The following is a 14,256-nucleotide window of genomic DNA, read 5'->3' as shown; positions in this document are numbered from 1 at the left end:
TTAGTTTTGGTTGACACTGACTTGTTGAGCCACCTGTTGCGCAAGTTCACGTGCCTGATCTGTTGTTTCAGCACGTGCAGTTGCTACACCCATACGACGTCGTTTGAAGCCTTCAGGCTTGCCAAACAGGCGCAAGTCTGTATTGCCATCTGCTAAAGCAAGATCCAGACCAGAATAAGAAAGATTCTGATCATCTACACCAGCGTAAATCACAGCACTGGCTGCAACGCTATGACGAGTGGTATTTACCGGAAGACCCAGGATCGCACGCGCATGCAACTCAAATTCACTTTGGAACTGGGAAGCTAAAGTGACTAAGCCGGTGTCGTGTGGACGTGGTGACACTTCACTAAACCATACTTTGTCGCCTTTGACAAAGAGTTCTACCCCAAAAATACCGCAACCACCGAGCGCAACGGTTACTTTATTGGCAATTCGCTTGGCTTCTTCCAATGCAGCAGGTGTCATTGGCTGAGGTTGCCAGCTTTCAACATAGTCCCCAGAATCCTGACGGTGACCAATCGGGTCGCAATAAGAAGTTTCGATTTCACCTGTTTTCGGATTTTTGGCACGAACAGTGAGCAGGGTGATTTCAAAATCAAAATCAATCTGTGACTCAACAATGACGGTACCTTGATTTACACGACCACCCGTTTGCGCATATTCCCAGGCAGCATCAACTTCATCGAAGCTTTTGACACGAGACTGACCTTTGCCTGAAGAGGACATCACAGGCTTCACAAAGTTTGGATAACCAATATCATCACAAGCGGCACGGAAAGATTCTAAAGTATTGGCAAAACGGTAAGCAGATGTTGGCAACCCCAGTTCTTCAGCGGCGAGACGACGGATGCCTTCACGGTTCATGGTCAGATTCACTGCTTTCGCGGATGGAATTACTGTTACGATGTTCTGCTCTTCAATTTCAACCAGCACCTGGGTGGCAATCGCTTCAATTTCCGGAACAATCAGATTTGGTTTCACCTGATCAATCAGCTGTTTAAGTTCTGCTGGATCAGCCATATTCAGGGTATGCGACTGATGGGCAACTTGCATGGCAGGTGCATGGTCATAGCGGTCAGCAGCGTGAACCTCGACACCTAACCGTTGCAGGGAAATCACCACTTCCTTGCCCAGTTCACCTGAACCCAGTAATAAGACCTTGAAGGCAGAAGCCTGTAGTGGGGTACCAATCGTCACGCTCATGTAAATCATCCATGCTTGATTTTATGGGCTTTTAGCATAGCAGAACTCTCTGCGGAGATAAGCCAAGTTTCATACAAAATTGTGATATTGACCAACAATTTTATTTATAAAGTTCGCAAAATTTAGATTAAGAAATCAGAAAGATACTTCCACTGGATCGATTTGAGGATCTAAATAATAAATATGATTTTGCGGATTGAGTTTTTTCATTTTCAGAAGCTGGCCCGGAATTAATTTCAGCCAAGGTAGGAGTTTCATGGTTTGGTTGCGTTGCCAAGAGAGATGAGGAGAACAAAGTCAATCGTAAATATTGTAATGCTCCACTCCAGCGCTGATGGATAAAGATTTTCCGCTCAAGCATTTGTCTTGGTTCAAACATGCCAATTTTCTTATTATCATTAAAAAAAGGCTTATACCGGAACGTAGCATAAGCCTCTTATATTCATTGATTCATTTTTTAAAAATGAATCGGTAGGTAAGTATAAATCAGGCCATAGGTGAGGGCAGCCGTCAAAGTGGCCATCACAATGCGTTTAAACTTGAAATACAGCACTGTTAATACAATAAAACCGGCCAGCATCGCCACACTTTTATCGGGAGTTTCCAGCAAAGGCGGTAGTGTCGCCACGACCAACATTGAGCTAATTGCAGAAATTCCAATCGCACCTAAGGCAATTTTCAACCACAGCGCACCACGCTTTTGTGAACCTTGCTGCGATTTCTGAATCACAAAAAAAGGTCCGAAACGGGAAGCGAAATTGGCAATCCCGACCAGAATACCAACCAGAATAATTTCTAAATTCATAGTTCTTCTCCCATATGCTCAGGATCGGGACGTTTGAGTACATAGTGCTTGAACAGGCCTGCCAGAATACCGGAACTGATGCCGATAAAGATTGCAGCAGACAGGTCAATCATGTAGCAGGCAATAGCAGAAACAACAATCGTCACACTGACAACAAAAGTATGTTTCTTTTCAAAGGCTGCCAGCAGGAAGCTTAGGAATAGCGCAGGTAACAGGAAGTCTAAAGCGGCCTGTAAAAATTGCGGTAAGTTGCTGACCTGATCTGCAAATAAGCCACCGAGAAAAGAACCTGTTGCCCAGGACAGCCAGCTGAATAAACTCAACCCCAGCATCCACGATTCAGACCATTCCTGACGCCGTTGCGACAGTTTGATCATGCCAGAGGCAAATACCTCATCGGTGAGTCCCCAAGCCCAGACTGCGGTTTTTTTCAGATTAAGCCGATCCTGAATCAAATTCTGTAGCGCAGGGCCATAAAGTAGATGACGGATATCCAGAGCAATCACGGTTAATGCAGTCATCCAGCTGGAAGTGCCACTCCCTAAGAGTGCAACAACCAGGAATTGACTGGCACCTGCATACATGGAGCAGGACAGGAATAATGCTTCCCATGCGGTAAAGCCAAACTGGGTCGCAGAAACCCCAAAGGCAAAAGAAACGGGCAAATAGGTAAAAATAATCGCCTGGCTGTCTTTGGCACCTTGCCAAAAACTGGCAGGTTTTACAGCGTGTTGATTCAGTTCGGACACAGCACACCTTGGAGGGAGAGTTGAACAAGGGGTCAAATGGTAATTGAGTATTGTACGTGAATTTAATAGCATAGTGCCGAATTGTTTAAGATGGCGAGCCTGATAATGTTCATGTTCAAGACACGTTATATACTGAGTGGTGCTTTAGTCAGCACAGCATTGTTATTACAGGCATGCGGAAATGAGGGTTCAGGCAATCAAGCACCGGAAATTAAGCCAGCCCCGAAACTGAGCAATGATGCGACCACTTATGCCCATGAAGCTTGGACATTTATGAATGAAGTAGATCCGCTGGTCTACAACAAGCAGATTGATCAAATTGAAAAACGCGTTCGTCAGCCTGCGCGCAAGTTGAGCACGGATTGGCGCATTAATGTGAAAATGACCGATTCCGTGACTGAAGGAAAATATGCATTATGTCGTAAGGCTTTAACCAGTCTGGAAATCTGGGCACGTACCACACTTGAAGATGGGAATAGTCTGGCACAGAAGCAAGCCGATTATGAACGTGACAAAAAACAGTGTGAAAGTGCAATTGCTCATCCACAACTGGGCAATACTGATCCGAAACAGGTGGGTGTTGCCAGCTGATCGATATTTTGTTTGTGTCAACTTAAGGCTGAGTCATATGCTCAGCCTTTTTGATTTTCTTAGTTCGGAATCAGTGAAGTGGAACGCCAGTCAATTGATGTAGTCGTTGCACATCCAGAATTTCAATCTGTTTAAAGGCAATTTTCAGGATATTCATTTTTTCCAGCTGTTGCAGTTCCTGATTAATAGTCTGGCGGGAACACATCAGCATTTGTGACAACTGTTCCTGCGACAACTGAATGGTACGGTTTTTAATGACCAGGTGATTGCCATAGCCTTGCAAAATAAACAGTAAACGCTGCGCTAGGCGTTGTTGCATGGTTTGGGTCTGAATAGAAAATAATTCCAGAAACACATAACGTAATTTCTGGCTCATGAGCTGGGAGATGTGAAACCAGAATGCAGGTTGTTCAGCCACCAGCTTATAAATAAATTGCGCGGGAATATGCAAGAGCAGGGATTTCTTGCAGGCGATGGCGTGATGAGAACGCGGCTGCTCATCCACCAATGAGATTTCACCAAACCAGACAATGGGTTCTACAATTGCAGAAACTGCCTCTTTACCCTCAATATTGATAGAACCTAAACCAATTGCACCTTCTAATACAGCATAAATTCCATCAAACACATCACCTGAATAAAATACGGCCTGGTCTTTATCGACGGATAAGGTAACTGCATGTTTCAGCAGGCTGTTCTGGAAATGAGAAGGTAATTTTGAGAACCAGGAATTTTTTTCTAATTCAACAAGATATTTTTCTTCCACTCGCTTTATTGCTCCAAGTTTTATGAGTTGTCGTCCAGCTGACAACTTATCTTTTATTGTTGCGCTATAGTCAAATTCTATGGCCAGTCAAGGAAGAATAATATGACCAGAGTAGAACGACTATTAAGCCAGTATGCAGCTTATCATTTAGACCGTAAGAATGTCATGACACATTTTATTGGGGTCCCATTAATTGTTTTTTCTATTATTTGTCTTACTGCACGTGTATCACTGATGATGTCCGGCTTTGAGGTGACTCTTGCCTTGGGACTTCTCATTGTTTCAATTCTTTATTATTTAACTATTGATGTATTTTTTGCATTGATCATGGCCTTCATTTTTATGTTTGTCTATCCTTATGCCTATAATGTGGCACAGTGGGATACTGGAACCTGGCTGAGTACCAGCGTTGGAATTTTTGCCATTGGATGGGCATTCCAGTTTGTAGGTCATTTCTACGAAAAGAAAAAACCGGCATTTATGGATGATCTGATTGGCCTGGCGATCGGACCTTTATTTGTTCTTGCGGAATTAATTTTCCTGTTCGGCTTTCGCAAGGAACTAGAAGCGAAAATGTTACTTGAAGCACGTAAGCAACGCTTGCTGATGGAACAAAACACCCCATATGCGGAAATAGCAGCTGATTAATTCTTTTTTAAATACATAAAAAGCCCCGATAATTCGGGGCTTTTTTTAGCTTCAACTTATACGTTGAAACGGAAGTGCAGAACATCGCCATCCTGAACGATATAAGTTTTACCTTCCAGACGCCATTTACCTGCTTCTTTGGCGCCAGCTTCGCCGTTGTACTGTACGAAGTCATCGTAAGCAATACATTCAGCACGGATAAAGCCTTTTTCGAAGTCAGTGTGGATTACACCCGCAGCTTGAGGAGCAGTCGCACCCACTTTTACTGTCCAGGCACGAACTTCCTGTACGCCAGCAGTAAAGTAAGTTTGTAGACCAAGCAATGAATAACCTGCACGAATCACCACGTTCAGACCTGGTTCTTCCATGCCCATAGCTTCCAGGAATTCAGCACGGTCTTCATCTTCAAGTAATGAAATTTCTGCTTCGATCTGGTTACAAAGTGGAACCACGATTGCATTTTCAGCAGCAGCCAGTTCACGTACAGCATCTAAATGCGGGTTATTTTCAAAACCGTCTTCAGCCACGTTGGCGATATACATGGTTGGTTTAAGCGTTAACAGACCAAAACCACGTACCAGTTTACGTTCGTCATCATCTAAGGTTGCAGCACGAGCAGGTTTGCCTTCATCTAAAAGAGGAAGAATTTTATCTAGAACTGCTTTAGTCGCGATCGCTTCTTTATCGCCACCTTTTGCAGATTTCGCTAAACGAGTCACTGCTTTAGTCACAGTTTCAAGATCGGCTAGAGCAAGCTCAGTATTAATGGTTGCGATGTCATCAAGCGGATCAATTTTGCCGTTTACGTGAATCACGTTTTCATCTTCGAAACAACGGACCACGTGAGCAATTGCATCAGTTTCACGGATGTTTGCAAGGAACTGGTTACCCAGACCTTCACCTTTAGATGCACCAGCGACAAGGCCCGCGATGTCCACGAATTCCATAGTTGTCGGGATCACGCGTTGTGGTTTTACGATTTCAGCAAGTTTGTCCAGGCGTGGATCTGGCACAGGCACGATACCGGTGTTTGGTTCAATGGTACAGAATGGGAAGTTTTCCGCAGCAATTGCAGCTTTGGTTAATGCATTGAAAAGCGTAGATTTACCAACGTTAGGCAGGCCTACAATACCACAATTAAAACCCATGAAATAACTCACAAAGCGTTATATAAAAATTGCCAGTGATTTTACATGAAAGCCATGACAAAGTCAGGTCATGGCTGAGGGCTTTGTTGAAAACTTATGAAAAGAGAGGTTTTTAAATTTTGCGTTTGTCGAGCTGATTCGACAAGGTGTCACCAGCGGTCTGAATCAGCATTACCAGAATAACCAGTACTACAATCACGGCCAGCATGATCTGCATATCAAAACGCTGATAACCATAACGGTATGCAATATCACCTAAACCGCCGGCACCAATCGCACCGGCAATGGCTGATGAATTGATCATAGTGACTAAGGTTACGGTAAAGCCAGCCACAATTCCTGGTAAAGCTTCAGGCAATAACACATGCCAGATGATCTGCTTACGGTTACAGCCAATGGCTTGTGCAGCTTCGATCAGTCCCTGATCCACTTCACGTAAACTGACTTCAGCAATCCGCGCAAAGAAAGGGGTAGCTGCCAAGGTTAAAGGCACAACTGCGGCCCAGACCCCATAACTGGTGCCGACAATCCAGCGGGTAATTGGAATCAGCGCGACCATCAGAATCAGGAAAGGCACAGAACGGGTGATATTTACAATCCAGCCCAAAGCCTGATTAATTGGTTTGGATGGATAAATGCCATGCTCTGAGGTACTGACCAAAACCACCGCCATTGGTAACCCAATCAGAAAAGCAACGATGGCAGAGACACCCACCATGATTAAGGTATCGGTAGTTCCCGTCAGTAATAAATCAATGAGTTGGTCGTGCATAGCCAATCACCTCAATCTGTGCAATGTGTTGTTTGAGTTTTTGCTGGAGCAGGTTGGTATCCAGATTGAGGTCAGCCACCGCGACAATCAGGCTGCCGACCAGATGGTTCTGGATACTGTCGATATGGCTCTGATAGAGGTAAACCGGATGATCAAAATGCTCAAAAATCACCTTTAAATCTGGTGAATACTGAACACTAGAGGCATAGCGCAGTTTGACAATGCTATGCGTGGTATCCGCGGTTACTTCAGGACTAATGGCAAATGGCAGTTCCAGTTGTTCCAGATTCAGCAGTTCCTGGGTAATCTGCTGCTGAGGATTGGAAAATACTGACCAGACTTCACCCGCTTCGACAATTTCACCTTTATCGATCACTACCACCTGATCGCAGATTTCACGGATCACCTGCATTTCATGCGTAATCAGCACAATGGTAATGCCAAGTTTCTGGTTGATTTCTTTCAGTAAAGACAGCACCACGGAGGTACTTTCTGGATCTAGTGCAGAAGTGGCTTCATCACAGAGTAAAATTTCCGGATGATGCACCAACGCGCGGGCAATACCGACACGCTGTTTTTGTCCACCAGAGAGCTGCGAAGGATAATTCTGCGCTTTTTTGCTTAAGCCCACCAGTTGCAGTACTTCATTGACACGTGCATTGATGTCTGACTTTTTATAGTTTGCAACTTTGAGCGGCAGAGCGACATTTTCCCAGACAGTTTTGGCAGACATCAGATTGAAGTGCTGAAAGATCATGCCAATGCGCTGACGTAACTGGATCAGTTCAGCATGGGTGAGTCCAGCCAGATCCTTCTGATGAATATGGATATGACCTTCGCTGATCTGTTCCAGACCATTCAAGGTACGTAGTAGCGAGGATTTTCCCGCGCCACTTTTGCCGATAATTCCGAAAATCTTGCTTTCAGGAATATCCAAGTTAATGTTTTTCAATGCATGAACTGATTTGCCTTGAACTTCATAATATTTATTCAGGTTGCGGATTTTGATATGTGGGACGGAAAACGCTACCTGAGAACCAAAACTCACCATAGTATTTTCCTTATTTCCAGCCTGGGAACCAGAGCTTCGCACCAAAGTCAGCATCAAGAGCTTCCTTTACGCGAGGTGAATTCTGATAGATGTCGACAAATTTCTTCAGCTTGTCATTCTTGTCCTGATAGTCCTCACGTACTGCAAACAGAATTGCATAGCGGTTGTCCTTATTAGAGTCAAATAACAGTGCTTTTTCAGGATCAGCTGTTTTTGCCAGTCGCAGGTAATGCGGATAACCAAATGCCAGATCGACATCATCAATGGCACGTGCAGTTTGTGGACCTTCAACTTCAACAAACTGCAGATTCTTCGGATTTGCTGCAAGATCTTTCAGGCTAGATAAATGATTATTTGGATTTTTGAGTGTTACCAGTTTGGCCTGTTGCAATAACAGTAGGGCACGACCCTGGTTTACAGGATCATTGGGAATGACCACTTTCGCGCCATCATTTAGTTCATCAAAGCTTTTAATTTTCTTGGAATAAAGGCCAACATGAGTGGCTGCACCTTTAGCAAAGGCTTTGATCTTAAAGTCGGTTTCTTTCTTGGCATTATCCAAAAACGGCTGATGCTGGAAGAAATTGGCATCAATATCGCCATGATTCAGGGTGATATTTGGCGTATTCCAGTCCGAGAATTCGACCAGTTTGACATTGATACCTTGCTGTTTGGCTTCTTCTGCTGCCACCTGTAAAGGTTTGGCAAAAGACGGACTGATACCAATAACCAGTTCATCCGAACCAGATTTTTTTTGTTGGTTCCACACCATCAGCCCGATAATGACGACGGCAATAATCACCCCAATAATGGTGAATTTTGTTTTAGCGGTTTGTGCCATGTTGCACCTCAAAATAAATTTATGCTGATTGTTTTTGCTTTAGGTTTATGTTCGCTGTTGAGGCGGAGCTTTGACATCGAAATTGCTGCACTGGATGAGCGCTGGATAAGCGATCTCCTTGCTGGTATAGCTTGTGTCTGAAACTGCCTTGTTTATATTCAGTCTTATAGCGTCCGCGCTGCTGTAATTCAGGAATAACAAAATGGATAAAATCCAGATGCGATTCTGGAGCCACCGTACGGGTCAGGTTGAAGCCATCTATCCCGGTTTCATCGACCAGCTGAATCAGTTTTTCTGCCACCGTTGCACCACTGCCCACGATCAGTGGATAACGCCCACCCAGTACATGCTGTGCTTTCAGATCAGTTGGTGTAAGCTGTTGTTCTTTAAACTTGTTATTGACTGAAGCAATGCTGTTGGTTTGCTGGTAAGGAATTGGCTCATCATCGGCAAATGTGGACAGGTCAATTCCGACTGAACTGGAGAAATGTGCAAGGCCAGCTTCAGGGCTGGCATAAAAACGATATTCTTCCAGCTTTTGCTGCGCCATTTCATCCGTTTCTGCGGTTACCACAGTGATACCAACAAAAATTTTGATCGCTTCAGGATCACGTCCTTGTTCAGTGGCCTGGCGACGGATCTGATGGACCTGTTTCTTGATTCTGTCCGGATGATCACCACCAATAAACATGCCTTCCGCATGCTGGGTGGCAAAGGCCATACCACGCGGTGAAGCACCAGCCTGGAACAATACCGGAGTACGTTGAACAGAAGGAGAAACCTGAAATACGCCCTGACTGCGGTAGAACTGACCTTGATGATTAACCTGATGCACTTTGGCCGGATCGGTAAAGATCCGCTGCTGTTTGTCTTTCAGCACAGCATCATCTTCCCAGGAGCCTTCCCAGAACTTGTAGCACAGCTGCAAAAATTCTTCGGCCTGCTCATAGCGTAGATCATGGTCTTTCAGACCATTTTCACCAATCAGGCGCTGGGCACTGTCCAGATAACCAGTGACAATATTCCAGCCGATACGGCCATGGGTCAGATGATCCAGACTGGCGAAGCGACGGGCGAATTGATAAGGCGATTCATAGCTGAGATTGACTGTAACGCCAAAACCAAGATGCTGGGTCACGGCTGCCATGGCAGACACGAGGGTGCTTGGATCATGACTCGGTAATTGAATCGATTCTCTTAGAGTCAGATCAATGCCATTTTGATAGACATCATAGACCCCGGTGATGTCGGCCATAAACAGGCCATCAAACAATCCTTGTTCTAACGTTTTTGCCAGATCGGTCCAGTAGCTCAGCTCATTAAAGCGATACGATTCATCCCATGGATGAGTCCACAGGCCATGATTGATATGACCTACGCAGTTCATATCAAAGGCATTGAGTAGGATTTCCTTCGCTTTCGAGCTGTTCATAATATTTGTCATTACAATGTCCCCCGGCGTGGAGGCAGAACACCATTCAGCAAATAATTGGCAATGAAATAATATTTCCAGCGTGAAGCATCATGCAGGGTATGCACACGGGCATTGCGCCAGAAGCGGTCCAGACCATCTTCACGCTGGCTGCCACGGCTGCCAGCCAGTTCAATCAGCTTCGATGATGCTTTTAATGCGGTTTCAGAACTGTGTGCACGCACTTTGGCTACATCTAGAGAGGCTTTGGCAACACTGACCTCAGTCGGAGCAACCTTGGCGGCATCAACAGAACGTGCGGCCTGTTTGAGTAACACTTCAGAAGCACGCACATCAGCGACCACACGGCCCAGTTCAAGTTTGGTCAGCGGATCATCGGTGGCCTTGTCCACACCAGAATCAATCCACGGACGCGCCTGACGTACACGGTCCAAGGTTTCCTCAAATGCAGCACGGGCAATGCCGGTTTCAATGGAGGCATGTAGCAATTGTGCGAAAGGACCGGAAATGGTTGGGCGGGAATAGGCCGTATCAAAACGTACCACATCTTCCTCAAGCACCTGCACGTTGTCGAATTTCACCGTGCCGCTGCCAGTGGTACGCTGGCCAAAACCGCTCCAGTCATCAATCAAGGTGAGACCTTCACTGTCACGTGGGACAAAGGCCAGGAATTGCTGTTCGCTTTCATGCACGACCAGTGTCGGAATGCGGTGCGCAAACAGGCTGCCGGTGCAATAGAATTTTTCGCCGTTAATGACATAACCTTGCTCGGTTTTGCGAATCGCAGTTTGGCGCTGTGCAGCAGTCTTGGTCTTGAATTCAGCTAGGGCATTACCAAAACGGGCACCTTTTAAGACTTCGGCATAGAGTTTCTGTTTTTGTTCCTCCGTGCCGTTATTGCGCAGGATTTCCAGACCATAGAAATGGTTTTGCGGAATCTGACCGATTGATCCATCCACACCGCTCATTAGGGCAATGACTTGTGCCACCGTATAGCTAGACACTTCTGCACCACCATATTGTTTCGGTACGGTAATCGCCCAGAGCCCGGACAGGCTATAAGCCTCGATTTCTTCAAAAGGAAGAATACGTTCGGCATCACGCTGTACGGCACCCGCCTTGAATTGCTCTGCCAGATTACGGGCAATTTCTAAGGCTTCCTTATCAGACTGGATGATATGAGCTTGCGCCAGCTGCTCGGATTGAAATGGAATAATGTTTTGAAATGAAGTCATGGCAAATCTCCCTAAATCCAGGCGTGGCGGGCAGGGAGTTTATGATTCAGGTAATGATCCCCGAGTGCATGCAGCTTCCAGCGGATCGGGTTATGCAGGGTATGCACACGTGCATTACGCCAATGCTGATCCAGATTGTGCTGACTCAGGCTGGAGCGGCTGCCGCCCAATTCCAGTAACTTTTCCGAAATATTTAAGGCTGCATCATTGGCATAGATCTTGGCTTCAGCCACTAAAATTGAGGCTTTGGCTGCCTGCTCATCAGTCACAGATTCCAGCTGATCCAGTTCATCCAGATATTCAGCAGCTTCATCCAGCAGTAAAATCGCGGCATCTAATAACACAGATGACTTACCCACTTCCTGCAGGGTGTAATGCTCAAAGCTGGCTTTTTCGACTTGTGCATCCACAACCGGACGAGCCTTATGTATGGCCGTCAGCGTATCGGAAAAAGCCGCTTCGGCAATGCCGACATCAATTGCCACTTGTAGTAATTGTGAATAAGCACCGCGGTAATTCGGTTGGTTGGAAAGCAGGCGTTCATCAAAAATCAGCAGCGGATCAACTTCGACATGCTGCAGTCTGACCGTGCCACTGGAGGTGGTGCGTTGACCAAAACCATTCCAGTTATCAATCACTTCAACACCGTCAGCAGTCCGGTCGACAATAGTGAGCACCACATGCCCTTCAGGATGAATCGCTTTAATTGCCAGCCAGTGCGCGAAGCTGCTACCAGTTGAATAGAATTTTTCGCCATCGATAAAATAGCGACCATTTTCGATTGTAAGCGTGGTCGCCAGGGTTTTAGAATCTTTGGTATGGCGTTCCGGACCGCCATTGGACAGACGTTTACCCTTTAAAATTTCACTATACATAAACTGTTTTTGTTGTTCTGTACCCATGATCTGGATCATGTTGAGTAATGCGATCTGGTTCTGAGGGATTTGTCCGACACTCGAGTCAGCTTTATTCACAATACGGAATACATGTGCCAGGGTTTTATTGGAAACGAAGGCACCGCCGTACTGTTTTGGAATACGAATACCGCCCAGACCCCTTTGGCTGAACAGGTCAATTTCAGCAAGAGGGAGTACACGTTGCTGATCACGCTGATTTCGGCCTTCCAGAGCAAAGTCTGCAACATGGTAGGCAGCATTAATTGCGTCGTGATCATTTTCAATAACATGAACTTTTTCAAAAGTTAAACGAGACATAATGACATCCTAAATCGATATCAAAACGTTACAGGCTAAGCTTTATGAGATTAAGTAATTGCTTTCGCAAAGCTTATGAAAAAACCTATTTAGGACAAAAATTGCTAGGTTTTTATCAATTTTGAATATAGTAAATAGTTAGAAAACAACAGGATTTAATTTGTTTTTCAATCTATAAGTATGGATTTTAAAAAGACATATCTGCTTTAAATATAAACAAGACAAAAAAATGTATAAAAATAAACATTGTGGAGTTGAATAAGTAACATCTTAATTTTGAATTAAAAGCACATTGTATTTCCAATGAAGGGTGTCTAAAGTATCCAACTGAAATAGATGGTTTTAATGCGACCGAATTTAATAATCAACATGGAGATTTTATGCGCACCTTATACCAGTTTCCTTTATCACATTTTTGTGAAAAAGCACGTTGGATGCTTGATCATAAAGAACTGGATTATGTCGCACAAAACCTCATGCCAGGTGCGCATCGTGCCTTTGCTCGTCTTAAAACGGGACAGAACCGTCTGCCAATTTTGCGTGACAAGGAACAATGGATTGCAGATTCAACCCAGATCGCCTTGTATCTGGATGAACATTATCCTGAGCATCGTTTATTACCAGTAGAAGCACGCTTACGCCAAAAGGTGCTGGAGATTGATGAAATGACTCAGGAACTGGGACGTCATATCCGTCGCTGGATGCTGGCCCAGGCTTTATCCCATGATCATGAATCGATGGAGATCCTGATCGGTGAAAAAGGGTATCTGCGTCAGTTCGAAAAATTTTCCAAGCCTTTGCTTAAAACCCTTCTCAGCAAAGGTTATGCACTTACTGAAGATACACTTGCTCAGTCCCGTGAATATATTAAAGAGACAGTTGAACAGCTGAACCAGACACTGATCGAGAATAAGGGAGCTTATTTTGCTGGATCGCGTTTTAGTCTGGCCGATATTGCAGTCTGTTCAATGTTGGCACCTTTGTTGGCAATTTCCGGTACACCGTGGGAGCGTGACAGCTTTGAATCTATGTCAGATGAATATCGGGATTATCAGACCTATCTCTCGGAATTGCCTTTAGGCCAATATATTAAAAACATCTATCGTCATGAACGTAATGCTCGTATTGATTGGCGCGGTGTATAAGTTAAATAGTGAAATAAAAAAACGCGCTTAAAGCGCGTTTTTTTATTTGATACTTAGCCCCAAGGGTTTGTGAGATCAATATCACTCTGTTTATTAAAGCCACTGAGAAGTGAGCTAAAGTCAAACTTCGGTAATGGACTACCGCTCGAGATATTGGAAATTGTTTCTTTGATGGTCGGAATAATTTCAGTAATACTGATATTGTTATCAACTGAGCTACCACCTGAAATAAGATCACCTAATTCTGGAATAATGCTCGAACCTAAGTCGCCTAGACTTCCATCAAGTAAGCTTTCAAATGCATTTGAACCTAAACCATTGCCTAGGTCGCCTAAACCACCCAGTAAGCCACTCAGATCAGAGCTATCATTTGCACTCACGAGACCACCAAGTAAATTGGTCAATTGTGAAAGGTCGAAGTCACCGCCATTATTGCTGAAGCCAGAAATAATATCGGTAATCGCACCTAGGTCGAAGTCACCAAGACCACCTGAACCACCAATTAAGCCACCGACCAGTTGAGCGATCTGACCGATATCGATGTCACCATTGCCTTCAATTAAGCCGCCAACCAAGCCTGCAATTGCCCCGATGTCGATACCTTCAAGACCACCAGAGCCACCGATTAAGCCACCAACGAGTTGAGCGATCTG

Annotated in this window: 14 protein-coding genes and 1 pseudogene; 3 read left to right on the top strand and 12 right to left on the bottom strand. The window is 44.8% G+C overall.

The annotated features are described in order from the left end of the window. The 3 genes from purT to F899_RS10340 all read right to left on the bottom strand — a co-directional run bounded on the left by purT (position 1) and on the right by F899_RS10340 (position 2,760). Positions 1 to 1,215 carry a formate-dependent phosphoribosylglycinamide formyltransferase gene (purT, locus tag F899_RS10350; RefSeq protein ID WP_171063231.1) on the bottom strand — a complete coding sequence of 405 codons (1,215 nt, stop codon included), beginning with the start codon at positions 1,213 to 1,215 and terminating at the stop codon, positions 1 to 3. 448 nt (positions 1,216 to 1,663) lie between these two features. After that, complete coding sequence (ygaH, locus tag F899_RS10345) at positions 1,664 to 2,011, bottom strand: L-valine transporter subunit YgaH (RefSeq protein WP_005222633.1); 348 nt, start codon at positions 2,009 to 2,011, stop codon at positions 1,664 to 1,666. Beyond that, positions 2,008 to 2,760, bottom strand: coding sequence for an AzlC family ABC transporter permease (locus F899_RS10340; RefSeq protein ID WP_005222631.1), 753 nt, complete (start codon positions 2,758 to 2,760; stop codon positions 2,008 to 2,010). Before F899_RS10340 ends, ygaH begins: the two co-directional genes overlap by 4 nt. A gap of 105 nt (positions 2,761 to 2,865) precedes the next feature. On the opposite strand from F899_RS10340, the gene F899_RS10335 reads away from it, so the two are divergent. After that, positions 2,866 to 3,351 (top strand): hypothetical protein, encoded by a 486-nt coding sequence (locus tag F899_RS10335; protein WP_005222629.1) that lies wholly within the window; start codon positions 2,866 to 2,868, stop codon positions 3,349 to 3,351. Between the two features lie 70 nt (positions 3,352 to 3,421). On the opposite strand, the gene F899_RS10330 is transcribed toward F899_RS10335, so the two are convergent. Next, positions 3,422 to 4,117, bottom strand: coding sequence for a Crp/Fnr family transcriptional regulator (locus F899_RS10330; RefSeq protein ID WP_005222627.1), 696 nt, complete (start codon positions 4,115 to 4,117; stop codon positions 3,422 to 3,424). 102 nt (positions 4,118 to 4,219) lie between these two features. On the opposite strand from F899_RS10330, the gene F899_RS10325 reads away from it, so the two are divergent. Then, complete coding sequence (locus F899_RS10325) at positions 4,220 to 4,765, top strand: Mpo1 family 2-hydroxy fatty acid dioxygenase (RefSeq protein WP_005222626.1); 546 nt, start codon at positions 4,220 to 4,222, stop codon at positions 4,763 to 4,765. Positions 4,766 to 4,821: 56 nt separating this feature from the next. On the opposite strand, the gene ychF is transcribed toward F899_RS10325, so the two are convergent. From ychF to F899_RS10290, 7 genes are all read right to left on the bottom strand, one after another. Beyond that, on the bottom strand, positions 4,822 to 5,913 hold the full coding sequence (ychF, locus tag F899_RS10320; protein WP_005222625.1) for a redox-regulated ATPase YchF: 1,092 nt from the start codon (positions 5,911 to 5,913) through the stop codon (positions 4,822 to 4,824). Between the two features lie 112 nt (positions 5,914 to 6,025). Next, the gene (locus tag F899_RS10315; RefSeq protein ID WP_005222624.1) at positions 6,026 to 6,685 is read right to left on the bottom strand and encodes a methionine ABC transporter permease; all 660 of its coding nucleotides are present in this window, start codon (positions 6,683 to 6,685) and stop codon (positions 6,026 to 6,028) included. After that, a complete protein-coding gene (locus tag F899_RS10310; RefSeq protein WP_034434060.1) occupies positions 6,666 to 7,736 on the bottom strand; it encodes a methionine ABC transporter ATP-binding protein in 1,071 nt (356 codons plus the stop codon). Before F899_RS10310 ends, F899_RS10315 begins: the two co-directional genes overlap by 20 nt. A 10-nt stretch (positions 7,737 to 7,746) precedes the next feature. Continuing rightward, positions 7,747 to 8,577, bottom strand: coding sequence for a MetQ/NlpA family ABC transporter substrate-binding protein (locus tag F899_RS10305; protein WP_005222622.1), 831 nt, complete (start codon positions 8,575 to 8,577; stop codon positions 7,747 to 7,749). 19 nt (positions 8,578 to 8,596) lie between these two features. Further along, complete coding sequence (locus tag F899_RS10300; protein WP_171063883.1) at positions 8,597 to 10,009, bottom strand: LLM class flavin-dependent oxidoreductase; 1,413 nt, start codon at positions 10,007 to 10,009, stop codon at positions 8,597 to 8,599. Positions 10,010 to 10,020: 11 nt separating this feature from the next. Further along, positions 10,021 to 11,244: an SfnB family sulfur acquisition oxidoreductase gene (locus tag F899_RS10295; RefSeq protein WP_005222619.1), complete on the bottom strand. Its 1,224-nt coding sequence runs from the start codon at positions 11,242 to 11,244 to the stop codon at positions 10,021 to 10,023. An 11-nt stretch (positions 11,245 to 11,255) separates the two neighbouring features. Continuing rightward, entirely contained in the window at positions 11,256 to 12,458 is a 1,203-nt protein-coding gene (locus F899_RS10290; RefSeq protein WP_005222617.1) for an SfnB family sulfur acquisition oxidoreductase, read from the bottom strand. Between the two features lie 380 nt (positions 12,459 to 12,838). On the opposite strand from F899_RS10290, the gene F899_RS10285 reads away from it, so the two are divergent. After that, on the top strand, positions 12,839 to 13,603 hold the full coding sequence (locus tag F899_RS10285; RefSeq protein ID WP_005222615.1) for a glutathione S-transferase family protein: 765 nt from the start codon (positions 12,839 to 12,841) through the stop codon (positions 13,601 to 13,603). A gap of 53 nt (positions 13,604 to 13,656) precedes the next feature. On the opposite strand, the pseudogene F899_RS15815 reads toward F899_RS10285, so the two are convergent. Next, positions 13,657 to 14,256 (bottom strand): annotated as a pseudogene (locus F899_RS15815) (hypothetical protein); the annotation flags it as partial.

It is taken from the genome of Acinetobacter sp. CIP 101934 (assembly GCF_000369585.1).
In the GTDB taxonomy this organism is placed as follows: domain Bacteria; phylum Pseudomonadota; class Gammaproteobacteria; order Pseudomonadales; family Moraxellaceae; genus Acinetobacter; species Acinetobacter schindleri.
This window is presented reverse-complemented; position numbering and strand designations above follow the sequence as displayed.